The 24,439-nt window shown below is 43.4% G+C and carries 23 protein-coding genes; 7 read left to right on the forward strand and 16 right to left on the reverse strand.

All coding sequences use genetic code 11. The annotated features are described in order from the left end of the window. Positions 1–7: 7 nt before the first annotated feature. The 6 genes from BSCG_RS07750 (at position 8) to folE (ending at position 4,938) form a co-directional block, all read left to right on the forward strand. Complete coding sequence (locus tag BSCG_RS07750; protein WP_004297256.1) at positions 8–880, forward strand: peptidoglycan DD-metalloendopeptidase family protein; 873 nt, start codon at positions 8–10, stop codon at positions 878–880. 122 nt (positions 881–1,002) lie between these two features. After that, positions 1,003–1,545, forward strand: a complete 543-nt coding sequence (locus BSCG_RS07745) for a DUF1599 domain-containing protein (RefSeq protein WP_004297257.1) — start codon at positions 1,003–1,005, stop codon at positions 1,543–1,545. Next, on the forward strand, positions 1,535–2,893 hold the full coding sequence (locus BSCG_RS07740) for a BT_3928 family protein (RefSeq protein ID WP_004315468.1): 1,359 nt from the start codon (positions 1,535–1,537) through the stop codon (positions 2,891–2,893). Before BSCG_RS07745 ends, BSCG_RS07740 begins: the two co-directional genes overlap by 11 nt. Before the next feature lie 107 nt (positions 2,894–3,000). After that, a complete protein-coding gene (gene tpiA, locus BSCG_RS07735; protein ID WP_004297259.1) occupies positions 3,001–3,756 on the forward strand; it encodes a triose-phosphate isomerase in 756 nt (251 codons plus the stop codon). 140 nt (positions 3,757–3,896) lie between these two features. Then, a complete protein-coding gene (locus tag BSCG_RS07730) occupies positions 3,897–4,340 on the forward strand; it encodes an SPOR domain-containing protein (protein ID WP_004297260.1) in 444 nt (147 codons plus the stop codon). 7 nt (positions 4,341–4,347) lie between these two features. Next, on the forward strand, positions 4,348–4,938 hold the full coding sequence (gene folE / locus BSCG_RS07725; protein ID WP_004297261.1) for a GTP cyclohydrolase I FolE: 591 nt from the start codon (positions 4,348–4,350) through the stop codon (positions 4,936–4,938). A gap of 29 nt (positions 4,939–4,967) precedes the next feature. Here folE and dnaG read toward each other — a convergent pair whose 3' ends face one another. From dnaG to BSCG_RS07670, 11 genes are all read right to left on the reverse strand, one after another. Then, positions 4,968–7,049, reverse strand: a complete 2,082-nt coding sequence (dnaG, locus tag BSCG_RS07720) for a DNA primase (RefSeq protein ID WP_004315469.1) — start codon at positions 7,047–7,049, stop codon at positions 4,968–4,970. Between the two features lie 106 nt (positions 7,050–7,155). Continuing rightward, positions 7,156–7,929 carry a prephenate dehydrogenase gene (locus tag BSCG_RS07715; RefSeq protein ID WP_004297263.1) on the reverse strand — a complete coding sequence of 258 codons (774 nt, stop codon included), beginning with the start codon at positions 7,927–7,929 and terminating at the stop codon, positions 7,156–7,158. Between the two features lie 57 nt (positions 7,930–7,986). Beyond that, positions 7,987–9,048 (reverse strand): bifunctional 3-deoxy-7-phosphoheptulonate synthase/chorismate mutase type II, encoded by a 1,062-nt coding sequence (locus tag BSCG_RS07710; RefSeq protein ID WP_004297264.1) that lies wholly within the window; start codon positions 9,046–9,048, stop codon positions 7,987–7,989. An 87-nt stretch (positions 9,049–9,135) separates the two neighbouring features. Further along, positions 9,136–10,314, reverse strand: a complete 1,179-nt coding sequence (locus tag BSCG_RS07705) for a pyridoxal phosphate-dependent aminotransferase (protein ID WP_004297265.1) — start codon at positions 10,312–10,314, stop codon at positions 9,136–9,138. After that, positions 10,289–11,137, reverse strand: a complete 849-nt coding sequence (locus BSCG_RS07700) for a prephenate dehydratase (protein ID WP_004297266.1) — start codon at positions 11,135–11,137, stop codon at positions 10,289–10,291. The genes BSCG_RS07705 and BSCG_RS07700 overlap by 26 nt, the downstream gene beginning before the upstream one ends. A gap of 300 nt (positions 11,138–11,437) precedes the next feature. After that, entirely contained in the window at positions 11,438–12,400 is a 963-nt protein-coding gene (locus tag BSCG_RS07695; protein WP_008776719.1) for a tetratricopeptide repeat protein, read from the reverse strand. Between the two features lie 38 nt (positions 12,401–12,438). Next, a complete protein-coding gene (locus BSCG_RS07690; protein WP_008776720.1) occupies positions 12,439–14,349 on the reverse strand; it encodes an ATP-dependent DNA helicase RecQ in 1,911 nt (636 codons plus the stop codon). Continuing rightward, positions 14,342–16,060 carry a single-stranded-DNA-specific exonuclease RecJ gene (recJ, locus tag BSCG_RS07685; RefSeq protein ID WP_008776721.1) on the reverse strand — a complete coding sequence of 573 codons (1,719 nt, stop codon included), beginning with the start codon at positions 16,058–16,060 and terminating at the stop codon, positions 14,342–14,344. Before recJ ends, BSCG_RS07690 begins: the two co-directional genes overlap by 8 nt. Before the next feature lie 205 nt (positions 16,061–16,265). After that, positions 16,266–16,496 (reverse strand): hypothetical protein, encoded by a 231-nt coding sequence (locus BSCG_RS07680; protein WP_004297270.1) that lies wholly within the window; start codon positions 16,494–16,496, stop codon positions 16,266–16,268. Next, positions 16,493–16,972, reverse strand: coding sequence for a DUF3990 domain-containing protein (locus BSCG_RS07675; RefSeq protein WP_008776722.1), 480 nt, complete (start codon positions 16,970–16,972; stop codon positions 16,493–16,495). The genes BSCG_RS07680 and BSCG_RS07675 overlap by 4 nt, the downstream gene beginning before the upstream one ends. Next, positions 16,972–17,193 (reverse strand): DUF3791 domain-containing protein, encoded by a 222-nt coding sequence (locus tag BSCG_RS07670; RefSeq protein ID WP_004305471.1) that lies wholly within the window; start codon positions 17,191–17,193, stop codon positions 16,972–16,974. The genes BSCG_RS07675 and BSCG_RS07670 overlap by 1 nt, the downstream gene beginning before the upstream one ends. A 263-nt stretch (positions 17,194–17,456) precedes the next feature. Here BSCG_RS07670 and BSCG_RS07665 point away from each other — a divergent pair, with 263 nt between their 5' ends. Next, positions 17,457–18,317, forward strand: a complete 861-nt coding sequence (locus BSCG_RS07665) for a phosphodiester glycosidase family protein (protein WP_004297274.1) — start codon at positions 17,457–17,459, stop codon at positions 18,315–18,317. 277 nt (positions 18,318–18,594) lie between these two features. Here BSCG_RS07665 and BSCG_RS07660 read toward each other — a convergent pair whose 3' ends face one another. Genes BSCG_RS07660 through BSCG_RS07640 form a run of 5 tightly spaced genes read right to left on the reverse strand, consistent with a single transcriptional unit; the run spans position 18,595 to position 24,438 of the window. Beyond that, positions 18,595–19,335: a hypothetical protein gene (locus tag BSCG_RS07660; RefSeq protein ID WP_004323596.1), complete on the reverse strand. Its 741-nt coding sequence runs from the start codon at positions 19,333–19,335 to the stop codon at positions 18,595–18,597. 17 nt (positions 19,336–19,352) lie between these two features. Continuing rightward, positions 19,353–19,922, reverse strand: a complete 570-nt coding sequence (locus tag BSCG_RS07655) for a hypothetical protein (RefSeq protein WP_004305468.1) — start codon at positions 19,920–19,922, stop codon at positions 19,353–19,355. A 56-nt stretch (positions 19,923–19,978) separates the two neighbouring features. After that, the gene (locus BSCG_RS07650) at positions 19,979–21,274 is read right to left on the reverse strand and encodes a phenylacetate--CoA ligase family protein (protein WP_008776723.1); all 1,296 of its coding nucleotides are present in this window, start codon (positions 21,272–21,274) and stop codon (positions 19,979–19,981) included. Then, on the reverse strand, positions 21,258–22,955 hold the full coding sequence (locus BSCG_RS07645; protein WP_008650502.1) for a C45 family autoproteolytic acyltransferase/hydolase: 1,698 nt from the start codon (positions 22,953–22,955) through the stop codon (positions 21,258–21,260). Before BSCG_RS07645 ends, BSCG_RS07650 begins: the two co-directional genes overlap by 17 nt. After that, entirely contained in the window at positions 22,948–24,438 is a 1,491-nt protein-coding gene (locus BSCG_RS07640; RefSeq protein ID WP_032849646.1) for a phytoene desaturase family protein, read from the reverse strand. Before BSCG_RS07640 ends, BSCG_RS07645 begins: the two co-directional genes overlap by 8 nt. Between the last annotated feature and the right edge of the window lies 1 nt (position 24,439).

Below are 24,439 nucleotides of genomic sequence, written 5' to 3' on the forward strand. Positions count from 1 at the left end.
AAAAGGAATGAATTTCAATTGCATTATTAAAACAGGATTGGTCGCTGTTGCGGCTATGGTCAGCTTGAGCTCTTTCTCACAAGACCTGATTGCCCGCCAGGCACCGATAGACAAAAAATTAAAATCAGTAGATTCTTTGGCATTGCAGAAGCAAATCCGTGCCGAACAATCCGAATATCCCGCTTTAAGTCTTTATCCGAATTGGAATAATCAATATGCGCATTCTTATGGAAATGCGATTATTCCGGAAACATATACAATTGACCTGACGGGTTTTCGTATGCCGACTCCGAGTACAAAAATAACTTCGCCTTTTGGCCCGCGTTGGAGAAGAATGCATAATGGCCTTGATTTAAAAGTTAATATCGGTGATACGATTGTTTCTGCTTTTGATGGTAAGGTACGTATTGTGAAATATGAACGCAGAGGGTACGGTAAATATGTAGTCATTCGTCACGATAATGGATTGGAAACTATATATGGACACTTGTCTAAGCAGTTGGTTGAAGAAAATCAGTTGGTAAAAGCTGGTGAACCGATCGGGTTGGGTGGTAACACCGGACGTTCTACAGGTTCGCATCTTCATTTCGAAACCCGCTTCCTGGGAATTGCAATTAATCCGATTTATATGTTTGACTTTCCAAAACAGGATATCGTTGCCGATACTTATACGTTCCGCAAAACAAAAGGTGTGAAACGTGCAGGCTCTCATGATACCCAAGTGGCTGACGGTACTATCCGTTATCATAAGGTGAAGAGTGGCGATACATTGTCCCGCATTGCTAAATTGCGTGGCGTATCAGTCAGCACGCTTTGCAAACTGAACCGTATCAAACCGACCACTACTTTGCGTATCGGACAGGTTTTGCGTTGTTCATAAAAAATATAGCTTATAAAACAGTAATACAATATCTTTAGGAGAGGGCACTTTAATATAATTTAGAGTGCCCTCTTTCTGTTTTTACTTAATTATTGTTACCTTTGCGCACTATTTGGAAGAAGATGAAAGATACCAAGCAACAATTTGAACATGTCATCGCTTTGTGCCGTGACTTATTTTCCAAGAAGCTGCACGATTACGGGCCTGCATGGCGTATCCTGCGTCCGGCTTCGGTGACTGACCAGATTTTTATTAAAGCCAATCGGATTCGTAGTATTGAAACCAAAGGAGTGACCTTGATTGATGAGGGAATCCGTGCTGAATTTATTGCGATTGTCAATTATGGCATTGTCGGGCTCATCCAGTTGGAACTGGGTTATGCCGAGTCTGCCGACATCAGCAATGAAGAAGCGATGGCTTTATACGATAAGTATGCAAAAGAGGCATTAGACCTGATGCTTGCCAAAAACCATGATTATGATGAAGCCTGGCGGAGCATGCGTGTCAGCTCTTACACAGACTTGATCTTGATGAAGATTTACCGTACCAAGCAGATTGAGAGCCTGGCCGGCAACACATTGGTGTCAGAGGGAATTGATGCCAATTATATGGATATGATTAATTACTCTGTTTTCGGACTGATTAAGATAGAATTTGAAGGATAAGAACTTACATATCATTCAGGAGGTAGTGGCGAATACGTGTCGCTTTCTTTTGGCGGCATCGTTCATCTTTTCCGGATTTGTAAAGGCAGTTGATCCACTGGGGTTCCAGTATAAGATCCAGGATTATCTGACCGCATTCGGAATGGCTTCCTGGTTCCCTTCATTCTTCCCTTTATTGGGAGGCATCATCTTGTCAGCCGTTGAGTTTTTTATCGGTATCTCCTTATTTTTTGCAACCAGAAGAACATTGGCTACTTCGTTGGCTTTGATGCTGATGATTTTCATGACACCACTGACCTTGTATCTTGCCATCTTTGATCCGGTTTCGGACTGTGGCTGTTTTGGAGATGCCTGGGTGTTGACGAACTGGGAGACATTCGGTAAGAATATAGTTCTGCTGTTTGCAGCAATGATGGCTTTCCGTCACAGAAGGATGCTGGTTCGTTTTATCAGTGTGAAAATGGAGTGGCTGGTTTCTCTCTATACGTTGTTCTTTGTATTTACTTTGTCGTTCTATTGTCTGGACCGTCTGCCTGTTTTAGACTTTCGTCCTTACAAGATCGGAAAGAATATTCTGGAAGGAATGACAATGCCCGAAGGAGCGAAACCGAGTGTATATGAAAGCATCTTTATCTTGGAAAAGAACGGAGAGAAGAAAGAATTTACGTTGGATAACTATCCGGATAGTACCTGGACATTTGTCGACACACGGACAATCCTGAAGGAAAAAGGATATGAACCGGCTATTCACGATTTCTCTATGATTGATCTGAATACGGGCGAGGATATAACAGACGATGTATTGACGGATATAGGATACACCTTCCTGTTGGTTGCCCATCGGATTGAAGAGGCGGATGATAGTAACATTGATTTGATTAATGAGATATATGACTATTCGGTGGAGCATGGCTATAAGTTTTATTGCCTCACTTCTTCACCGGAAGAACAGATCGAATTGTGGAAGGACAAGACGGGAGCCGAATATCCTTTCTGTCAGATGGATGATATTACATTAAAGACGATGGTTCGTTCCAATCCGGGATTGATACTGATTAAGAACGGAACAATTTTGAATAAATGGAGCGATGAGGATATACCGGATGAATATGTGCTGACGGACAAACTGGAAAATCTGCCGTTAGGAAAGCAGAAGGTGAGCAGTGACACTCATACGGTAGGATATGTATTCTTATGGTTTGTTATTCCATTGTTGTTAGTGCTTGGGGTGGATGTTTTGGTCGTTCGCCGCAGAGAACGGAAAAACGCGAAGCGGAAGCAACAAGAGGAAGAGATGAAAAGCAAAGAATTAAAAACGGAGAATCCGAAAATAGAAGAACAAGAATAAAAAAAATAAATGATAACGAGCGGCCTCTGTAACGAACGCTAATTCCGATCGTTCAATTGTCAATCGTGAAATCGTAAATTTATTAACCCTTTAAAATAAAAAACAAAATGAGAAAGAACATTGTTGCAGGAAACTGGAAAATGAACAAAACCCTTCAAGAGGGTATCGCTTTGGCTAAAGAATTGAACGAAGCATTGGCTAACGAAAAGCCTAACTGTGATGTAATCATCTGTACTCCGTTTATCCACCTGGCTTCTGTTACTCCGTTGGTAGACGCTGCAAAGATCGGTGTAGGTGCTGAAAACTGTGCAGACAAAGCTTCAGGTGCATATACAGGTGAAGTTTCAGCTGAAATGGTTGCTTCTACAGGTGCAAAATATGTAATTCTGGGACACTCTGAACGTCGTGCATACTACGGTGAAACAGTTGCTATCCTGGAAGAAAAAGTAAAATTGGCTTTGGCTAACGGTCTGACTCCGATTTTCTGTATCGGTGAAGTGTTGGAAGAACGCGAAGCTAACAAGCAGAACGAAGTGGTAGCTGCACAGATGGAATCTGTATTCTCTCTGTCTGCTGAAGACTTCTCTAAGATTGTATTGGCTTACGAACCGGTTTGGGCTATCGGTACAGGTAAAACTGCTTCTCCTGAACAAGCACAGGAAATCCATGCTTTCATCCGTTCTATCGTAGCTAACAAGTATGGTAAAGAAATCGCAGACAATACTTCTATCCTTTACGGTGGTAGTTGCAAACCTTCTAACGCTAAAGAACTGTTCGCTAACCCGGACGTTGATGGTGGTTTGATTGGTGGTGCTGCTTTGAAAGTATCTGATTTCAAAGGTATCATTGATGCCTTCAATTAAATGATAGTTGATAAATGATAGTTGATAGTTGCTATGTACTATAGCCTGCTATCGACTATCGTTTATCTTTTCAACTATCATTTTCCGACTGTCATTCTCTAACTGTCATTTATCATTTATCAACAATCAACTGTTTAATAATGAAAGTTTTACTTACCCTATTGTTTGTTTTGACAGCTACTTTTGCGCAAGCGCAAAGTATTATCAAGAGTCTGGAACGTAACATTCCGGGGCAAGGAAAGGTGACTATCCATCAAGATCCCCGCATCGAGGCTCTGATAGGTATGGAACGTCCTGCAACAGGTGAACAGAAAGTAATAAAGACTTCCGGATTCAGAATCCAGGCGTATGCCGGTAACAATACTCGTCAGGCGAAGAATGATGCTTATCATGTAGCATCGCGTGTGAAAGAGTATTTTCCTGAATTGACGGTATATACTTCGTTCAATCCGCCTCGTTGGCTTTGTCGTGTAGGTGATTTCCGTAGCATTGAAGAAGCGGACGCAATGATGCGTCGGTTGAAAGCTACCGGTGTGTTTAAAGAGGTTTCTATTGTAAGAGACCAGATCAATATTCCTTTATAATTGTATCATGTTAGAAAAAGAAGAAATTGTTTCTCCGAATCTGGAGGAGTTAAAGAGTCATTATCGTAGTATTATAACTTTGTTGGGTGAAGATGCCGAAAGGGAAGGGTTATTGAAAACTCCGGAACGGGTGGCTAAGGCGATGTTAAGCTTGACGAAAGGGTATCACATGGACCCTCACGAAGTGCTTCGCTCCGCTAAATTCCAGGAAGAATATAGCCAGATGGTGATTGTGAAAGATATCGATTTCTTCTCTCTTTGTGAACATCACATGTTGCCGTTCTACGGAAAGGCGCACGTGGCTTATATTCCTAATGGCTATATCACAGGGTTGAGTAAGATTGCCCGTGTAGTCGATATATTCTCTCATCGTCTGCAAGTGCAGGAACGCATGACACTGCAAATCAAAGAGTGCATTCAGGAAACGCTGAATCCACTGGGAGTAATGGTGGTGGTGGAAGCCAAACACATGTGTATGCAGATGCGTGGTGTAGAAAAACAAAACTCTATTACTACTACTTCTGACTTTACCGGAGCTTTCAATCAGGCAAAGACTCGTGAAGAGTTTATGAATCTGATTCAACACGGAAGAGTATAATCTATTTTCTGCTCACTAAACAAATAAGTTTATCGTAAAACGACGCGATCTCCCAACCGCTTTGCCATGATGCTTTGTACGGTTCTCAACTCATTATAGCGTTGCATAAGTGAGTCGCATTTCTCATTATCATGGGCAAGAGCAGGATCTTGGAGGGCATAAAGCATGTGCTTCAATTCCTCTGTTACGATTGCATACTTGAAGTTAATCATTAACATCGGAACCATTTCATAGAGCCGCTCTTCATCCGTCACAATCTTTTGGGACTTGGAGTGATACTTACTAAGCTGATAACGCACATTAATCAAGTCTACACTCAATTTACTGATTACCGGATCAGGATGTGCCAGGAAATAACGTTCGGCAATGAAGTTGGAATCGTGCATGTGTGCAGCAGCTTCCGATAACATTTGGCGGTGCAGCGGATTATGGAAGGCTAACTCGTCCTCTTTCAAATCATTAACCACATACTCTATGACGGTTACCGGAATTTCGTTTCCTTCTTCATCGGTCAGGTTACACATGATTTTCTCTCCATAACGAACTACCGCCTGTAATATCAGTCGCTCGAATTTGTAGAATTCCTGCCCTTCCTTTCCTTCCTGTGGAATAAAGGAGGCATAACTGTCTTCCTGCAGAGCAGGAGGAACATCTGTATATCCGCCATCCACTTCAGGAGGTAACGGAATATCTCCATTAGGTATTGGAACATCTTCAGGAGATGTGCTGCCCTGTGACATCATAGCCGTTCTTTCAGCCATCCGGCGTTCCCGTTCCGTTTGTTCAGCTCGCTTCTCTGCTTGAGTTTCTCGCCTTTTGGCAACTTCTGATACTAGCAGCTTATCTTCTACATGAAGTAGCTGTGCGCATTCTTTGATATAGACGTCTCTGACAATTGCTTCAGGGATGACAGAAATACTTTGCACCAGATTACCAATCAGTTCCGCACGCTTGATGGGATCTTTTCCTGCATCCTCCAGTAGCAAGTTCGTTTTGAAGCGGATAAAGTCCGTTTCATGTTCCGAGATAAAAGTCTGAAATTCCGTTGAGTTGTGCTTGCGGGCAAAAGAGTCCGGGTCGTCCCCATCGGGAAGAAGACAGACTTTGATATTCATACCTTCCTCCAATAACATGTCAATTCCCCGGATAGAAGCCTTGATACCTGCTGCGTCGCCGTCGTAAAGCACAGTCATGTTGTTGGTAAACCGGTGAATCATACGGATTTGTCCCGGTGTAAGGGCTGTTCCCGAGGAAGCAACCACATTCTCTATGCCGGATTGATGCATGGAGATTACGTCCGTGTAGCCTTCAACCAAAAAGCAACGGTCTTGTTTTACAATAGCCTGTTTGGCAAAATATATACCGTATAACTCGTTACTTTTGTGGTAAATTTCCGATTCGGGCGAATTGACGTATTTGACTTTAACCCCTTTCGTTGCACTGGCAAGTACACGTCCGCCAAAAGCCACCACTTTGCCGGAAAGCGTATGTACAGGGAAAATAACACGTCCCCAAAAACGATCCCGTAACCGGTGGTCGTCCGTTTCGTAGCAAAGTCCTGTTTTTACCAAGTACTCTTTCTTATATCCTTTTTGGATTGCTTCTTTGGCGAATGCATCGTGGGCTTCAGTGCAGTAACCTAATTGGAATTTCTCAATGATGTCGTCGCGAAAGCCACGGTTGCGGAAATAGGCCATACCGATGCTACGCCCGTCTACATGATTTTTTAGTATATTCTGGAAATAGTCGCGTGCAAAGTTATTAACGATAAACAGACTTTCGCGTTCGCTTTGCACAAACTTCTCTTCATCGCTTAATTCCCGCTCCTTGATTTCAATATTATATTTCTTGGCAAGGTACTTCAATGCTTCCGGATAAGACATCTGCTCGTGTTCCATAATGAAATGCACGGCATTTCCACCTTTTCCACAAGCAAAACATTTGCATAATCCTTTAGCAGGAGAGACATAAAAAGAAGGGGTTTTATCACTGTGGAACGGACATAAACCGACATAATTGACACCACGTTTGCGCAGGGTGACAAAATCCGAAACGACATCCATAATTTGTGCCGCGTCCAATATCCGGTCTATGGTAATTTGATCTATCATTCTTTCTCCTGTGAATCCGTTTTTGCGGATACAAAGGTACACATAAAAAAATCCCCTGCAAAGAACTTTTTTGCAGGGGATCGTTAAATCTTGGCACCGGTATTGATTATTTAATCTTTTCCCGGATCTTCGTCAGATACTTTTTCATACCTTCCGCATCCTTGTTTTCGATGATTTCGAGAAGGTTTTTCAACTCTGTCCGGATATTAGTCACTTGTCCCGGAGTGCGTGGGTTGAACAGTATTTCCTGAAGCAGGTAATCATCTTCGCTTAGCAGCCCTTTGGCGATTGCCATGTGCTTTTTGAACGTAGTTCCCGGGGCTTCCTGATGTTTCATTACGGCAGCAAATACGAACGTCGATACGAACGGAATAGAAAGCGAGTAGGCTACTGTTTCGTCGTGCTCATCAAATGTATATTCGAAGATGTTCAACCGTAATGTCTGGTAGAGGTCTTTGAAGAATATTTTTCCCAGGTGGTCGCCTTCACTGATGATGATGGCATTTTCGCTGCTTAGATTGCTAAGACTTGCGAAAGTCGGGCCAAACATAGGGTGACTGGAAACGTAGCGGAAACCACTTTCTTCATAGAACTTCTTCAATCCTGTTTTTACAGAGGCAATGTCACTAATGATACAGTCTTTCGGTAATACAGGCAGTATTTTGCGAAAGGCATCCAACGTGTACTTCACTGTAACAGCATTAATAACCAGTTCCGGTTCAAATTCCTTAATCTCCTCCAATGTAGTGAAACGATACGTGTTATAGACGAAACGCAACTGGTGCGGGTTGACGTCGAACACGGCCGTCTCGTGTTGAAAGCTCAAAATATCAGTAAAGAAGGAGCCCATTTTACCAGCTCCAAGGATTAATATTCTCATAATGTTTATTATTTAGTAGTCAAGTAGTAAGTAGTAGATACTACTTGACTACTCTAACTACTTATTAATAATTTCCATCTGTTGACGAACTGATTCTTCGTGGATGGCTTCGAAAATCTTCTTCATAAACTCGCTGTCCATACCGCATTGTTCGCCCTGCGCGCCACGTTTTTCCAGAATCTCATTGTAACGTCCGGCTTGAAGGACTGTGATTCCGTGCTCTTTTTTGTAAGTACCGATTTCACGTGCCACACGCATTCTTTTTGCTAATTCCTGAATGATATTGTCGTCACATTCGTCAATCTGTTTACGGAGCTGTGCCAGACTTTCGGTAGACTGTGTTTCCGTACGGATTACCAACAGATTGAGGATATAGTCGAGTACGTCCGGAGTAACTTGTTGAGAAGCATCGCTCCATGCGCAATCCGGGTTGCAGTGGCTTTCTACAATCAGACCGTCGAAATTCAAGTCCATAGCCTGTTGGCAAAGCGGTGCTACCAACTCACGTTTTCCACCGATATGGCTCGGATCACAGAAAATCGGAAGATTAGGGATACGGCGGCGTAGTTCGATAGGAATATGCCATTGGGGAAGATTTCGATAGATCTTTTTGTCATAACTGCTGAAACCTCGGTGGATAGCACCCAGACGCTTCAAACCAGCGTTGTTGATACGTTCCAGTGCTCCGATCCATAATTCGAGATCCGGGTTCACCGGGTTCTTAACCAATACAGGGATATCAACCCCTTTCAGTGCGTCAGCGATTTCCTGTACGGCGAAAGGATTGGCAGTGGTGCGTGCACCTACCCAAAGAATATCGATTCCCGCTTTCAGACATTCGTAAACGTGTTTGGCTGTTGCTACCTCCGTAGAAACATACATTCCAGTTTCTTTCTTCACCTCTTTCAACCAGGCAAGACCTTCTACACCGATACCTTCGAAACCTCCCGGTTTGGTACGCGGCTTCCAGATTCCGGCACGATATATTTTTTGTCCTTTAGCAGCCAGTTGTTTGGCTGTATCCATTACTTGTTCTTCCGTTTCTGCGCTACACGGGCCGGCAATGACAATCGGTCTTTTAGCTTCAACGCCCGGTAATAAAATTGATTCGAGTTCCATATTCTTATTTGTTTTTATTCTTTTAATAACTTGTTTTCATTGAAATTGTTCTGTCTCATTCTACTGTCGTTCTCTCTTTGGGAGAGGTTAGATTCTTTTAATTCTTTCCAGAGCTTCTGCCAGCTTATTGTCCTTGCAACAAAGTGAGATACGGATATACCTTGCTCCGTTACTGCCGAAGATAAATCCCGGAGTGATAAACACTCTTGCTTCATGCAGCACCTTTTCTGTCAGTTCCTCTACATCTTTGCAGGAAGCGGGAATCTTTCCCCAAAGGAACATTCCTACTTGTTTTTCGTCGTAGGTGCATCCCAATGTTTTCATAATCTCACCGGCGAGGTGACGACGGTTGCGGTAATTCTCGTTATTGCCTTCATACCAGTCCGCTTCGGCTTCAAGAGCAGTTGCTGCAGCCAGTTGCATAGCACGGAACATACCACTGTCGATATTACTTTTCACTTTCAGTATCCATTGCACGAATTCCGCGTTTGACGCCAGCATGCCGATACGCCAGCCGGGCATATTGTGGCTCTTGCTCATAGAGTTAAACTCGATGCAACAGTCTTTGGCTCCCGGTACACTTAGGATACTGATAGGCTTATCGTTCAGGATAAAGCTGTACGGATTATCATTCACAATTACGATATTCTTACGACGGGCAAAGTCAACGAGACGTTCATAGATTTCCGGAGTTGCATTGGCTCCCGTCGGCATGTTGGGATAATTGGTCCACATCAGTTTTACACGGCTAAGATCCATTTTTTCCAGTGCCTCGAAGTCAGGCATCCAGCCATCCTCTTCTTTCAGGTCGTAGTTGATAACTTCCGCTCCGAGTATTTTACTCAAAGAAGTATAGGTAGGGTATCCCGGATTCGGGACTAGCACCTGCTCACCCGGATTGACGAATGCCAGCGTAACATGGAGAATTCCTTCTTTAGAGCCGATTAAAGGCTGTATCTCCGTATTCGGATTCAGTTCCACTCCATACCAGCGTTGATACCAGGCAGCAAAGCCTTTGCGCAGTTCGGGGATACCTACATACGGTTGGTAACCGTGTCCGTTGGGATCATGAGCATTGTTGCACAATGTTTCGATGGTTTCCCTTGAGGGAGGCATATCAGGGCTTCCGATACCGAGGCTGATAACATCCTTTCCCTCTGCATTCATCTGTGCTACCTCTTTTAGCTTCTTTGAGAAGTAGTATTCGCTAACACTTGCCAATCTGTCGGCAGGAGCGATTTTATACGTTTGACTTTCCTTCTGCATATTCGCCTAATAATTTAAGTTCTTTGGTTAATGGAGTGATTGCAGCAATAGACTGCTTGTATCTTAGATAATCGTTGAAAGCTACATCTACGTAAAACTGGTATTCCCATTCCCGTCCGATGATAGGCAACGATTGAATTTTTGTCAGATTGATATTATAGAACGATAGAATGGATAAAACCTGTGACAGGCTGCCTTCCGTATGTGGAAGAGTGAATACGATACTTGCCTTGTTGGTTGCATTGGCATGATGTTGACGGAGTTCGTCTACTTGCCAGGGATCGGCAACAACCAGAAAACGGGTGAAGTTGTGCTTGTTTGTTTCAATACCTTCCTGAAGGACTTTCATACCGTAACGTTCAGCTGCTGCTTTGGAGCAGATGGCAGCGTGTCCTTTCAGATTTTCATTCTTGATGATTTCTGCGCTGCGGGCCGTATCTTCACCTTCCACCACTTTCAACTGCGGATGTTGATTCAGAAATTCGCGACACTGCATCAGGGCGATAGGGTGGGAGTTGACTTCTGTCAGATCTTCCCAGTTCTCATCGGGGAGACAGACAAAGCTGTGTGAAATGCGCAGTTTGTATTCACCGATAATCTGTGTGCCGCTTTGTCTCAACAATTCATTGTTGTGCAACAAACTTCCCGCAATCGTATTCTCGATGGCTAGCATTCCGATGACCTGGCTGTCTTTCCGTATCGAAGTAAACACGTCTTCGAAGTTGGCACAACAGATTAACTCTATTTCTTCTCCCTCGAAGTACTTGTGTGCGGCGATATCATGATATGAGCCGAGTGTTCCTTGAATTGCTATCTTTTTCATTGTTCTAAATGTATTATATAAAAAAATCCCGCGTCCATATTGGAGCGGGATTCATATGATTGATTTCTCTATTCAGTCCTTAAGCATCACTGTCACTTGATACATACAAACTCCCGCTCTACTTTGTTGCTAAAGTAAAAGTAAAAAAAGAAGTAATATGCATAAGTAAATGATTTCATTCGAATCTATCTTTTTTGCTTTGGTTTTTAATTCTGGGGCAAAAGTAATAATTTTCTGTTAGATGCAAACAAAAAACGATACTTTTTTTGTTTTCTTGCCTAAAATAGATGAAAAGGATACTTAAAAGATGCCGGGAAGTGCTTCAGGCTTTGGTCCCAGGTTCTTGAATTCTCCGTTCAGACCAGCTTCCTCTTTCGGATTCAATTCCAGAGATTTCTTCATGTCCTCTACCGAACCGTCCTTATCACCATTCAGTAATTTAGCACGTCCGCGTTCTTTGTAGGCTTCCGCAAAGTTCGGATTCAGCTCGATGGCTTCATCAAACAGGCCGATAGCTTCCGTCAGTTTTTTCTGGTTGATATAAAGTTGCCCTAAATAAAGGTATGCCTGTTCGTTGAACGGGTTTATTTCCGTCACCAGTTTGTAGTCCTCTTCTGCCTCTTCGTCCTTGCCGTCTGCTTCTTTCACTTTTCCGCGCAGGAGCATGGCTGTCTCTTCTTCCGGATTCTGGGCGAGCACAGCATCTATATCTTCCATCATATCTTTATACTGTTTCAGGTTCATCAATGCTTCCGCACGTAATAGGCGAGCTTCAATGAAATCATCTTTCAAAGTGATTGCTTTGGTGAGATGGGCAATAGTCATCAGGTCGTCATCCTGTCCCTTGCGGGCCTTCCCTAACAGATAATGAGCCACGGCATTTCCTTCTTCGATGGCAATCGCTTTATTGGCAGCTTCTTCCATTGCCTGATAATCTTCTTGGATGAAGCATACATTGGCCAGTGTCAGGAAAGTACTTGTGACATCAGGTTCCATAGCAGCCATCTTTTCCAATAATTCGCGGGCCTTTGCCATTTCCCCCATCTGGATATAGAGTTGGCTAAGATAGCCCATTGTTTCAAACTCTTCCTTGATGGCAAGAGCTTCAATAAAACATTTTACTGCATAATCCGGACGTCCCATGCGTTGCGCACGTAAACCGTCGTATTTGAAGATCTCGAAATTTTTCTGATCGTTTTTCTGTTTTTCACTTTCCGGAGTTTCCGACTTACCGGAGAAGAAAGATTTAAAAAAGTTCGGCATGGTGTGTTATTTTTGAGTTACCTTGCAAAGGTAGTAACTTATTTTGAAATATGTATCATTCCATCCTGCATCTTCCATTCACCTTCCTCCAATAAATATTGGATGACTTCGCTGATGCTCTCTTTCTCCGCTTCTATCTTATCGGCTATTTCTACCGGTGTCAGCGGTTTCTGGGTAAGTAATTCTGATATTTTCTTTTTCAGTTCCTCGAAATCGAAAGAATTCTCGGTCAGGGCACCAGTTGCACGGTGACTAAGACAAACATCGCATTGTCCGCAGTTGTGCTCGTTCTTCTCTCCGAAGTAACGGAGCAGCATCCGGCTCCGGCACACATTCTCCGAAGTGACATACTCTTCCATCGCTTTGATGCGGGCTTCATACCGGGCTTTGCGTTCTTCGTAGACGGAAGGAGGAATATGCACAAAACGAAGTTCCTGCCGTTCGCGGGTGTATATAATATAAGGTGTCTTTTTGTGCGGGATGTAATCCACGATGCGACGTTTGGTAAGCGTGACCAGTATATTGTAAATTTGTTCACGGGTCAGTCCGGTACGTATGGACAGGGTTGCTTCGCTGATATAGGCATAGTCGGTGAATACTCCGGTGTAAGAGCGGAGAATCGTCTGTATCAGTACTTCGGCTTCCGTTCCCATTTCCCGCAATTTGTATAGTTCGTCCCGGCGAATCGTGAAAAGAATACGGGAGGCATTATCCTGTTCGTCCGTATATTCCAGATAACCGGCTTGAGTCAGTATTTTCAGTGCACTGTCCACCGGAACCGGGAAGTATTTGAACTTCCGGCAAAACTCTTCCAGATTAAATTCGCGGACACATTGGAAACCGTCGCCCATTGCCATCTGATAGTAATACTGCAGATGTTCGTAGACATTGAGAATATACTCTTTGTCGGGAAAAGTATCCACAACGCGCCTGTGCAGCGTCGTTCTGTCCGTTTTGGTGTATAAGATCACAGCATACGCTTTTTCACCGTCTCTTCCTGCACGACCGGCCTCCTGGAAGTAAGCTTCGAGAGAGTCGGGGAGATCGAGATGCAATACGATGCGCACGTCGGGTTTATCAATCCCCATTCCAAAGGCGTTTGTCGCTACCATTACACGAACTTCTCCGCTTTGCCAGCGTTTTTGCCGGAGGTCTTTTACGGCATTATCCAGTCCGGCGTGATAGAAGTCGGCGGTAATATCTTCGTTTACCAGTAACTCGGTGATTTCTTTGGTGCGTCGTCTGTTGCGGACATAGATAATGGCACTGCCGGGTATCTTTCGTAAGATATGCAACAGCTCTTGAGTTTTGTTATCCGTTTGCCGGACGATATATGCCAGGTTTTTCCGTTCGAAACTCATGCGGAAAACATTCTCTTCACGGAAATCCAGGCGAGCTTGAATATCCTTCACTACTTCCGGAGTGGCGGTCGCCGTAAGTGCCAGTACCGGAATTCCCGGTAGCAATGTCCGTATTTCGGCAATTTTCAGGTAAGCAGGACGGAAGTCATATCCCCATTGTGAGATACAGTGACTTTCGTCGACCGTAATCATGGAGACTTTCATTGATCGCAGTTTGGTACGGAATATGTCCGTGTCCAGACGTTCTGGAGAAATATAGAGGAATTTATAATTACCGAAGATGCAATTCTCAAGAGCAGTGAGAATCTCCTGCCGTGTCATGCCTGAATAGATGGCAAGCGCCTTGATGCCGCGTTTACGCAGGTTTTGCACCTGATCTTTCATCAGGGCGATGAGAGGAGTAATGACAATGCAAATCCCTTCCTGGGCGAGAGCAGGCACTTGAAAAGTGATGGACTTACCGCCTCCGGTCGGCATAAGTCCCAGTGTATCTTTGCCTTCGCCGATACTGGTGATGATCTCCTCCTGCAAGTCGCGGAAGGAGTCATATCCCCAATATTGCTTTAATATCTCCTGATACTTATTCAATCGGCTTTATATCCTCGATTTGAAGTTGTACTTCACCACGCTTGTGCGTGTTTTCTTCAATGGTGTAACAGATGTCGAACGAGCGTTTCGTTTTGATATAACGTACGTGTGAGCTCTGTCCGAACGCGATACCGTTCATTACATTATTCGATTTATTATCGACCAGTTCGAGTTTGATATGTTCCTGATCGCGTCCCACCACTTTACTTGTTCCGTAATCATAAACATGATGAGTGCAGAAAATAGGTTTCGTGTTATCAGGACCGAAAGGATTAAACTTTTTCAGGTCGCTGAAGAACTTGGATGAAATATCCCTGAAATCTATTTCAGCATCAATCTCGATAACGGCACTGGTTTGTTCCGGTAAGATATGCTGTGAAACGTATTCTTCGAATCGTTTGGTAAAGGCATTCACGTTTTCCACTTTCATCGACAGTCCGGCGGCGTATGTATGTCCCCCGAAGTTTTCCAGCAGGTCGCGGCAATGCTCGATTGCTTTATATACGTCGAAGCCGGAAACTGAACGTGCGGAACCTGTTGCCATATCATCCGTCCGGGTCAGTACCACGGCAGGGCGGTAGTACACTTCTGTCAGACGGGAAGCTACGATGCCGATCACGCCTTTGTGCCATTCTTCGTTGTAGAGCACGATGGAGCGGCGATCCGCTAATCCTTCCAGATTGGCAACGATGTTGTTTGCCTCTTCCGTCATACTCTTGTCGAGGTCTTTCCGGGTTTCGTTGTACTGGTTGATTTGTCCGGCTTTCTCAAGTGCTACCGAGAAATCTTTTTCCGTCAGCAGGTCTACGGCTTCTTTTCCGTTTTGAATACGTCCTGATGCATTGATGCGCGGTCCGATTTTAAACACAATATCGCTGACGGTGATTTCCTTTTCAGAAAGTCCGCATACGTCGATAATAGCCTTCATACCAATGCTCGGGTTACTGTTCAGTTGCTTCAGACCGTGGTAGGCGAGGATACGGTTTTCACCCATAATCGGAACGATGTCCGATGCAATACTCACAGCTACAATATCCAGCAAAGGAATCAGGTGGTGGAACTCGATACCGTTACTGATAGCGAATGCCTGCATAAACTTGAAACCGACTCCACAACCGGAAAGGTGAGTGTACGGGTACGTATTGTCCAGGCGTTTGGCGTTCAGAATAGCTACGGCAGGCGGAAGCACATCATCCGGTACATGATGATCGCAGATGATGAAATCAATCCCTTTCTCTTTGGCATAAGTGATTTCTTCTACTGCTTTAATTCCACAATCGAGTACAATAATCAGTCCTACACCGGTTTCTGCGGCGTAGTCCACTCCTTTTTTAGAAATGCCATACCCTTCATTGTATCGGTCGGGTATGTAATAATCAAGGTTCGAATAGAACTGTTGAATAAACTTGTAGACCAATGCTACGGCAGTAGTACCGTCTACGTCATAATCTCCATAAATTAGAATACGTTCTTTCTTTCCCATCGCCCTGTTCAGACGTTCTACTGCAATATCCATATCCTTCATCAGGAACGGATCATGCAGGTCGGGCAATTGCGGGCGGAAAAACTTCTTGGCATCTGCTGCCTTTGTAATTCCCCGCTGCACCAAAAGTTGTCCAAGTATCGGGCTAATCCCTAGTTCCTGGGCCAATGTCTGGCTTGTCTCTGCCTGTTCGGGTGTAATGGGTCGATAATTCCATTTGTGATTCATTTTATATATTGTTTTTTCTTTTTCTGTTCTCAAGGGTTGAAAAGGCACTTCTTTCCAACAAGGGGTAAAAGTACGAAAAAAAGCGGAAGTGTATAGTAGATAAGACGAAAATATTTCAAGGCTGTAGAAAACAGAGGTTTGATAAAGGTAGCTTTTTTACTTGTGAAAGATATGGGATGCTGACAAGCAAGTGTGAAACTCTATTCTAACTAACTTGTCCTGTGGTCAGTTCTTTTTTTAGAAAGTCGTACACGTAACCGGCACTTTGGTAATAAAGTCCCGTAGTCGGATCACTCAAACGCTCAAAGGTGTCGGAATTGTAGTAGATTTCCATTGCTTGCGTCATATTATACTGCCATTCCTCCATGAGTATCCGTATGATTTCACTACTTAAATCTTCAATCATACATTCTATTTGTGTATTCGTCAGCTTCATAGTTTCTTTAGGTATGAAAGGGCATGTTCAGTGCCGAAGTAATATTGTATGGTCAACCCTTTGGCATATTTTAGTTCTTCAATCAATCTGCTCATTGAAATGTCTCCCATGCTGTAACGACGTAACTGATAGGTTACTCCGTCGTCGGCAATAGGACCAATGACTATATCGTAAGTGTGTGCAGGATGTGTATGGCTACGGTCGCGGTTGAGTAAAACGAACTGTGCCCATTCTTCACAGTAATCATCGAATATTTTTATTTGCAGATCTGAAGTCTTTATTATTTGATCTTCCAGTTCGAAGATGGTCACACATGGCTCTCCGGATTGTAATTGATCGGTTTTTTGTTTGGCTAAGGCATGTGCCTGTTCATAACCGGGAGAAAGATAAAATCCTTGGCCAAAGTCTTTGAAGGGCTTTGAACGAGATAGGTCCGGCTTGTCTATTTCCATATTTGAACCATGGTATAGCTTCATTACAGTTGTCCTCCATTTCTACGGCATACCATTGATAAAGCTTCAATAGAATCTTCGAAAGATTGTGTGTGCATTACTTCATAGTGTTTTTGTAAAAAAACAAGGCCTTTAAAACGATTCAAATAGTTGAATGCCTGTTTTTGCTTGATTTGATAAGTCGCTGCGAACTCTGCGATTAAAGCTACAGTAAAATTCAATTTGTTTTTCTCTATGCGAGACATCATGGTTCTCCTTTCTTCATTTGTATTACCTTCCGAAAACAAAGATAGGAAAAACTCTGCAATATCAAAAATAAGAAGCTATTAAAAGTTGACTTAAAGCTCTGTTGCTCACTCTGAATTAGATGCAGTCAGAAGATATGGATTATCTGGATAGTAAAAAAGGGAGGTAGAGAAAATGGAGCGAGCGGAAAGTTACAGGGATTTTTGGATGAATGGCGATTATTAACTAGCTTTAGCGGCCTAAATGATTCATTTCTCTATCTATGATAAAAAGAAACTTGTTAATTGCTATCTTGATTTTATGTTCTATCGGAACATTGAAAGGGCAAACCGCATCCGATTCTTTGGCAATCGTATCTGCCCAATGGAAGGTGGAAAGTCCTCAAAAAGGACTCATTTATAAGTATGCTTCTATCCCCCGATTGTATCAGGGACCCCAGTCTGTTAGTCTGATAGAAGTTGATCCCGGTGCGGGCTTGAAAGTTGATGTTGCCGTTTCGGATAAAATGAAAGAAACAAGTAAGATTGCTTCTGAATATAACGCCATTGCAGCCATTAATGGCTCCTATTTTGACATGAAACGGGGAAACTCGGTCTGTTTCCTGAAGACGGATCGCCAAGTTATTGATACAACGCTGCAGAGTGAGTTTAAACAGCGTGTCACAGGAGCCATTAGTGTGCGCAAAAGGGGAATGAAATTAATTCCTTGGAACAAACAGATAGAAAAGAATTATAAAGGCAAAGCAGGTACGATACTAGCTTCCGGTCCGTTAATGTTGAAAGACGGACAGGTTTGTGATTGGAACTCGTGTGAACCGAATTTTATCCGGACGAAGCACCCTCGTAGTGCTGTTGCTACTACTAAGGATGGAAAAATACTGTTGATAACGGTAGACGGGCGTTTTCCTGAACAAGCAGGAGGAGTGAATATTCCGGAATTGGCACATCTGATCCGGGTTTTAGGAGGTGAGGATGCATTAAATTTGGATGGAGGTGGATCTACTACTCTTTGGTTGTCTGGTGCATCAGATAATGGAGTCGTTAATTATCCTTGTGACAATGGGCGGTTTGACCATGCCGGAGAACGGAAAGTTCCTAATATTCTTTATATAACGCATCAATAACGTTTCCATTATTCTTCATTGTATTTAAGGTCTTTCAGTGCATAGATTAAGACTTTTCAGTGCAGAAACTAGTGACTTTTTATGCAGTCGGGTAGTCGTCCTGTTGTAACGGGACAATGGGCACTTTATAAAAAGACGAATGTCACCTTATAGGGTGACATTTATCATTCTATAAGGTGACTAGCTATCCTCAAAAGGATGAAAATTACTAAAGATACAAAATTAATTAGTGAAAAGCAATAGTAGGGTAAGAAATTTATCTGTATTGCAAACAGGCTTAGAATTCAAATCCGAATCTCGCTCCTACTCCATGTAACTCCCATGTATCATTCCAACTGTTATGATAATAATGCCCTCCATAGCTGTAACTATAATCTGTTGTGGCGTCATAATCTTGGAAGTTATACATCAAAGCTAAATTCAAGGCCTTTTTCCCTTTTAAAGAAAAACGTACTCCTACTCCTATTGAAGCATACGCTCCTTCTATGTCTCCTACAGCATATCCGGCTTTTACGTCGGCGAACGGAGTCACTTTTTTGTTGATGAAGTTAGCTCTGAAGTTAGCATAGATGGGGGCTGCATAAAGATCTGCATCGGTATAGTAGTTGAAAGCAACGCCACCACCTACAAAGAAATAATTGTTGAATTGATAACCATGTGTGGTTGATAATTCAATTTTAGAGGCATTGTAGTCGCTCACATCGCCAATATATGCAAAGTCTACGAAACCCTTATAGCCTTTTAATGTATTTCTTGCGGCTTTGCGGTCGTTGGTATCCTTACGATAATCTCTTGTGTACCGCTCTTCTTTTGTGATTTTAGTCACATCACTCATCTGACAGATGATGAGGCTGCCATCACCTGTTTTGATTTTTAAAGAGACATTGGGCACTTGTTCAATGATTACTCCTTTAATAATGCTGCCATTCTTTAAATACACTACTTCTGTGTAATTCTGTGCTGCGACATACGTACTGATACTTAATAATAAGGTCAGTACTAATAGTAGTTTTCTCATACTTGTATTTTTATTGTTTATAGTTTCTTGAGTGCGCTATAGATAGAGCCTGCCCAATAGTTGCGCAATCCGAAACCACGTGCCTTGCCGTCGGTAATCCATTCTTCAATGATTTCCTTTGTTTCGGTATTGAAGAATACGACTTCATACGTACCTCTATTGTTTGATTTGTCCAGGAACTGTGCGATAAACACCATACCTACTCCGGGTGTTTTCTGGATAGGCAATGCGTTGATGGCTGCTTTGATTTGCTCTTTACTAAGAGTATATTCTCTTTTAGCAGTCATTAGCTCGGCCAGGTCGATGTTTTCGTTCACCTGATTAACGGCATCCAGTGAAATCTCTGTCACTTCTTTTTTCAATTGTTTTCCTACGTTATACTTCTTAGCTTCTGTGATGAACAGTTCATTGATACGTCTGAAAGCATCTTTGAATTGTGCCGGTGATTCATCTGCACCGAAAATTTTTACTTGGGAGTAGTCTACCCCATAGAACTTAATAGACTGAATGTCTTTCAATGCACTCTTGCCTTGTCCGAAACAGAACAGGCTCGTGCTCAAGAATAAGAATAGAATAAGTTTTTTCATATACGTTAATGTTAAAGTGATATAGTTGGTTACTAACTTCCAAAAGTAGAAAATAATTATCGTAAATCAATGAATTTTATCGTTTTTCGACTCATCGGAGGCATTTGTATCTTGGCTATGTACTCTGCCGATTCAAAATTGATGCTTGGCGCCACTCTGACTTTCGAACGGAACAGATCTTTAATCTCTTTGGCAAAGGCTTCGCTACGGTTCTCGCCTCCGATACGAATCAGAATCTCATCCGTTCCCAATTCATTGGTATAAACTTCAATGATATAGTTTTTTACCGAAGGTATATTATCCAGAATGTCGAATAATGCAGGCGGATACAACGTCGTTCCTTTGTATTTAATCATTTGTCCTTTCCGGCCGAGGATGGAGCTTAGGCGGATGGTATTTCTCCCGCAACCACAGGGATCGGTGTGGTGGTAACAAATATCACCTGTTTTGAAACGGAGCAACGGCATACCTTTGACTCCGAGCGTCGTGATCGTCACTTCCCCTGCTTCTCCCTCTTCCACAGGACGATTGTTATCATCCAGAAACTCTACAATGATAAGTTCCGGTTGCAAATGCCCTCCGTGGAATTCATTACACTCGGTAAAGGACGACTGCATTTCGGTGGAGGCATAAGTGGAATACAACTGCAAGGCAGGCCATTTATCGTGTATTTTCTGTCCGAGCGTATTCAACTGGAATTCCTGATTGCGCAATGCTTCTCCGATACAGATGCACTTCTGCATGGAACAGGTATTATGGCTGATATGATTCTTTTCGGCAAACTCTATCAGTTTGATAAGGAAAGAGGGGACTACCATTCCACAAGTCGGATGTATCCGTCGAATTGTGTCCCATTGCAGTTCCGGGATGCCGTTGCCTACACGGATCACTCCCATACCCAGTTCGCGGGCTCCCATATAATATGCCAAGCCTGCCATGAAACGGCGGTCGATGGTAGTCATCAATTGAAGAATATCTTGCTTGGTGCATCCGGTGGTGGTGAAAGATAAGTATTCGTTGTAAGAAAGACGGTCCAGGTCTTCAGAGGTGAGAACGAAAGTGACCGGATCTCCCAATGTGCCCGAAGTCGTCACATAGTCGATAATTTTCTCTTTGTCTACGCAGATGAAATCATCGTTATGGAGTTGCAGGTCCGTCTTGGTAGTGACGGGGATCTGTTGCAAGTCTTCAATCGTCTTTATTTGATTGATATCAATGTGATGTTCGGCAAACATCTGTTGATAGAACTTGGAATGTGCTTGCAGGTAGGCTAACGCTTTGGCTAACTGTTCTTCCTGATAGCTTTTGATATCTTCCGGTGAGCGGAACTGAATTTCAGGATTCTTTTCCATCTTTGGATTGTTTTTGAATTTTCTGTTGGATACGTTCTTTCTCTTGCAACTTGGGAATAGGTCTCTTCAATGCCTGTTGCCAGTATGCAATAGCTTGTTGAGGTTGCTGCATGCCCTCGTAGTAATCTCCTATTACTTCATATACATAGTATAGGGAAGGATTGGAGGCTTGGTATGTTTTTAAAACAGATTCTTCTATCTTTTCCTTTTTTCTGATTTTCTTCAATAAAAGCGGAGTCAGTTTCTTATACGTGAGAAGATGCTGGAACTCCGGTGTGTCGATGAATTTATCTTCCGGAATGGTCAGGTCGGAACTGTATATTTCGTGTTGCCAATCAATCGTGTCCTTGAATATCTTATTCAGGTCATAGGCTACGTATTTCCCACATTGCCAAGGAGAGGTCGATACCCACATCAGCCGTTTCTCCGGTTGGAAGATGACGGAATGATGGGCAATAAACTGATTGATGGCCATTTCGTTGGCCAGTCCCAGGTCTGTGTTTTGCAGGCCTTTGTGGTCACGCAGGATAGAGGCGGCTTTGGAGACATTGATCGGAAGATTCTCATTAATGAGTTCCGTTAATCGTGCAAAACGGTATGGGCTGTCGGAAGTGCGGATATTTTCCATGTTTCGTTCGTCCTTGCTGAATTCTTCCGATTGGTAATGGTTGGTGCAGATGAGCCGATTGGCTTCTTTTCCGGTGAAAAGCACAGTTTTCTCCGGAGATTTCTCGATAATCGCGGTCTTGCCGTCTTTGGCAGAACCTATCAATATGGATTCGGAGACGAATGTTTCCCGTTTTTGGGCGATGGCAAAGGCTTCATCAATAGTGGCTGCATATTGCAGAATCTCTCTGGTCAGGATGGAAATGGGGGTAGCGGAACCTGTCGGGACAGCAGATTTGGCAGCATTAATTGTCACGGTAAGACCTGTCTCGTTCATGCCGGATAACACTCCTATCATACCCGGCCATCCCACGGAAGCAAACCTGTATCCTTGCTCCGGTACATAAAAAGCCACCTGCTTGTTCTCTGCGAAGGCATCTCCTACGTAGAAATCGAAGTTACGTCCGATCAGCAGGGATGAATCTGCACTTTGTGTTCCCCAAGTGGCGAACGAACTGCATCCCACTAACATATAATCTTGCATGGCATGTCCCAGGTCGTGTGCCGAATGGTAATTCAACTGGCGTTCGTAAGGAGTGCCGATGAAGTCGTATTCATGCGTACATGATAGCGAGATTCCGTAGATCTCGTCGCGGTATTCTTCGAGGACGTTCTCACCCAGATTACGGTTGAATAATACAATGAAGAACCGGAGGAATTTCAGATAACTGTCTGAAGGAACAATCTCACGAATCTGATCCACGAACACTTTCTCTTGATAGTGGAGCAGGTCGGAAGACAGTTGCCCGATAGCTTCTCCTCTCTGGAAAGCATCCCCTTTCACAAATAATTCCCATAAGCCGCTGTCGCTGTGCCGGAGAAAGTTATCTCCATAATACCGGAGGTGGAGACTGTCTATATCAATCACTTTGTCTGTGGTCATGCTTTGCTCATGTTTGGGCGTTTGCATATCCGCAGAAAAGTAGAGATAGCTGATTCCGGCTATCAATAGAACGATGAGCGACAGGAAAAGGAAGCCCGTGTATTGGAGTGTCTTTTTGACTATTCTATGCATTTCCTACTTTTTTAGCCAGATATTCTTGTCCTACAAACTCCGCACAAGTCAGCATGGCAGTTAGTGTTACCCCTAATGCACCATGCACATTCAGGTTTTGCCCGGTGAAAAAGAGATTTCCCAAGCGGCTTCTTGTAGATACGAAACCAATTTGCGGACATTTATAATCTTTGATGATCCCATACGCGGAACCATCCACTGTTCCTGTATAGTCCCGATAGCTTAATGGAGTAGTGTCATACATCTCTTCTATGTTTTCTAAAAGGTCAATGCCATGTCCTCGGATGAAGCGGAGAATCTGTTCTGCTTTCTCCTTTTTGAAGGATTGGTAGTCTTCTCCCCGATGTTCGGGAGTCGTGTCCTTCCAGGCAGACAGTTCATCTATATACATAGGTGTCAGGATGGAAATGACACTGGCATATTGACTGTCCTCGGAAGACGCTTGCATGGAAATCATACAGTTGGTGGTCCGTCCCGGATAGAGCAGTTTGTCATACCACACTTTATTGTTCGCATGCAGATACAGGTTGCGGTTCTGATAAGGAGTGCTTTTTTTCTTCATTACCAGGTAGAGCGTAAAAATGCCGTAGGTATTTTCCAACGAACGGATGCGGGAAATATAGGCATTCTTGATGCTACGGTTTTTATCCAGTATCTCCAATGTCCGTTGGGGATGCATATTGGAGATGACGAAGTCGCTTTCCAGTCGCTCTTCTCCATTGATGATAACCCCTTGTACCTTTTCGTTTTCAACGATGATGCGGGTGGCTTCACTGTTATTGAGCACGGTCCCTCCGTTTGCCCGGATTACATTGATTAGCTCCAGACTGACTTGCATACTTCCGTCTACAAAACGGTAGGCGCCTTCAATATAGGAGTGATTAATCATGGCATGCTGGTAGAAAGTGGAGACATCTTTCAAACCTCCGTAGAGTAAAGCTGAACCTGCCAGTACATTTCGTAAGGCGGGGTCCGGAGTGATATCCGCAATCAGATGGGCGGCAGAGGTACAAAAGTATTTCATACCCTCCAAAGCGAGTGTGCCTTGTTTCAGGTGGTCTACGCTAATCAGGTTTCCGACAGCCTGAAGCTGTTCGGCATAGCATTTCAAGTTTTCTTTCTCATGCGGGAAGGAACGGCAGATGGTTTCAATAAACTGCGGGTATCCCATTGCATAATCGTATGTTTTTCCTTTATAGTAGATCGTATCAAAAGCAGCATCGTCCAAGCGTTTTATTTTCAGCTTGTCCATGATACCGAAATAGCGGAAATACTGGTTCATCACTTGACCCTCATCCAGGCTTCCTACATAATGAATACCCGTATCCAACAGATGCCCTTTTCGTTGGTAAGTCTGGAAGCATCCGCCGAATTGCGCATTTTTTTCTACTACGCATACGTTGAATCCCTCTTTGCTAAGAATCGCTCCGCATTCCAGTCCGCCAAGGCCGCTGCCGATAATGATGATGTCATATTTGCTCATA

The sequence above is a fragment of the Bacteroides sp. 2_2_4 genome (genome assembly GCF_000157055.1).
In the GTDB taxonomy this organism is placed as follows: Bacteria; Bacteroidota; Bacteroidia; order Bacteroidales; family Bacteroidaceae; genus Bacteroides; species Bacteroides ovatus.

Excerpts from the sequence above, each read along its gene's own strand:
- BSCG_RS07750 (WP_004297256.1), top strand. The coding sequence starts at position 8 with ATGAATTTCAATTGCATTATTAAAACAGGATTGGTCGCTGTTGCGGCT.
- BSCG_RS07745 (WP_004297257.1), top strand. The coding sequence starts at position 1,003 with ATGAAAGATACCAAGCAACAATTTGAACATGTCATCGCTTTGTGCCGT.
- tpiA (WP_004297259.1), top strand. The coding sequence starts at position 3,001 with ATGAGAAAGAACATTGTTGCAGGAAACTGGAAAATGAACAAAACCCTT.
- BSCG_RS07730 (WP_004297260.1), top strand. The coding sequence starts at position 3,897 with ATGAAAGTTTTACTTACCCTATTGTTTGTTTTGACAGCTACTTTTGCG.
- folE (WP_004297261.1), top strand. The coding sequence starts at position 4,348 with ATGTTAGAAAAAGAAGAAATTGTTTCTCCGAATCTGGAGGAGTTAAAG.
- dnaG (WP_004315469.1), bottom strand. The coding sequence starts at position 7,049 with ATGATAGATCAAATTACCATAGACCGGATATTGGACGCGGCACAAATT.
- BSCG_RS07715 (WP_004297263.1), bottom strand. The coding sequence starts at position 7,929 with ATGAGAATATTAATCCTTGGAGCTGGTAAAATGGGCTCCTTCTTTACT.
- BSCG_RS07710 (WP_004297264.1), bottom strand. The coding sequence starts at position 9,048 with ATGGAACTCGAATCAATTTTATTACCGGGCGTTGAAGCTAAAAGACCG.
- BSCG_RS07705 (WP_004297265.1), bottom strand. The coding sequence starts at position 10,314 with ATGCAGAAGGAAAGTCAAACGTATAAAATCGCTCCTGCCGACAGATTG.
- BSCG_RS07700 (WP_004297266.1), bottom strand. The coding sequence starts at position 11,137 with ATGAAAAAGATAGCAATTCAAGGAACACTCGGCTCATATCATGATATC.
- BSCG_RS07695 (WP_008776719.1), bottom strand. The coding sequence starts at position 12,400 with ATGCCGAACTTTTTTAAATCTTTCTTCTCCGGTAAGTCGGAAACTCCG.
- recJ (WP_008776721.1), bottom strand. The coding sequence starts at position 16,060 with ATGAATCACAAATGGAATTATCGACCCATTACACCCGAACAGGCAGAG.
- BSCG_RS07680 (WP_004297270.1), bottom strand. The coding sequence starts at position 16,496 with ATGAAGCTGACGAATACACAAATAGAATGTATGATTGAAGATTTAAGT.
- BSCG_RS07675 (WP_008776722.1), bottom strand. The coding sequence starts at position 16,972 with ATGAAGCTATACCATGGTTCAAATATGGAAATAGACAAGCCGGACCTA.
- BSCG_RS07670 (WP_004305471.1), bottom strand. The coding sequence starts at position 17,193 with ATGTCTCGCATAGAGAAAAACAAATTGAATTTTACTGTAGCTTTAATC.
- BSCG_RS07665 (WP_004297274.1), top strand. The coding sequence starts at position 17,457 with ATGATAAAAAGAAACTTGTTAATTGCTATCTTGATTTTATGTTCTATC.
- BSCG_RS07660 (WP_004323596.1), bottom strand. The coding sequence starts at position 19,335 with ATGAGAAAACTACTATTAGTACTGACCTTATTATTAAGTATCAGTACG.
- BSCG_RS07655 (WP_004305468.1), bottom strand. The coding sequence starts at position 19,922 with ATGAAAAAACTTATTCTATTCTTATTCTTGAGCACGAGCCTGTTCTGT.
- BSCG_RS07650 (WP_008776723.1), bottom strand. The coding sequence starts at position 21,274 with ATGGAAAAGAATCCTGAAATTCAGTTCCGCTCACCGGAAGATATCAAA.
- BSCG_RS07645 (WP_008650502.1), bottom strand. The coding sequence starts at position 22,955 with ATGCATAGAATAGTCAAAAAGACACTCCAATACACGGGCTTCCTTTTC.
- BSCG_RS07640 (WP_032849646.1), bottom strand. The coding sequence starts at position 24,438 with ATGAGCAAATATGACATCATCATTATCGGCAGCGGCCTTGGCGGACTG.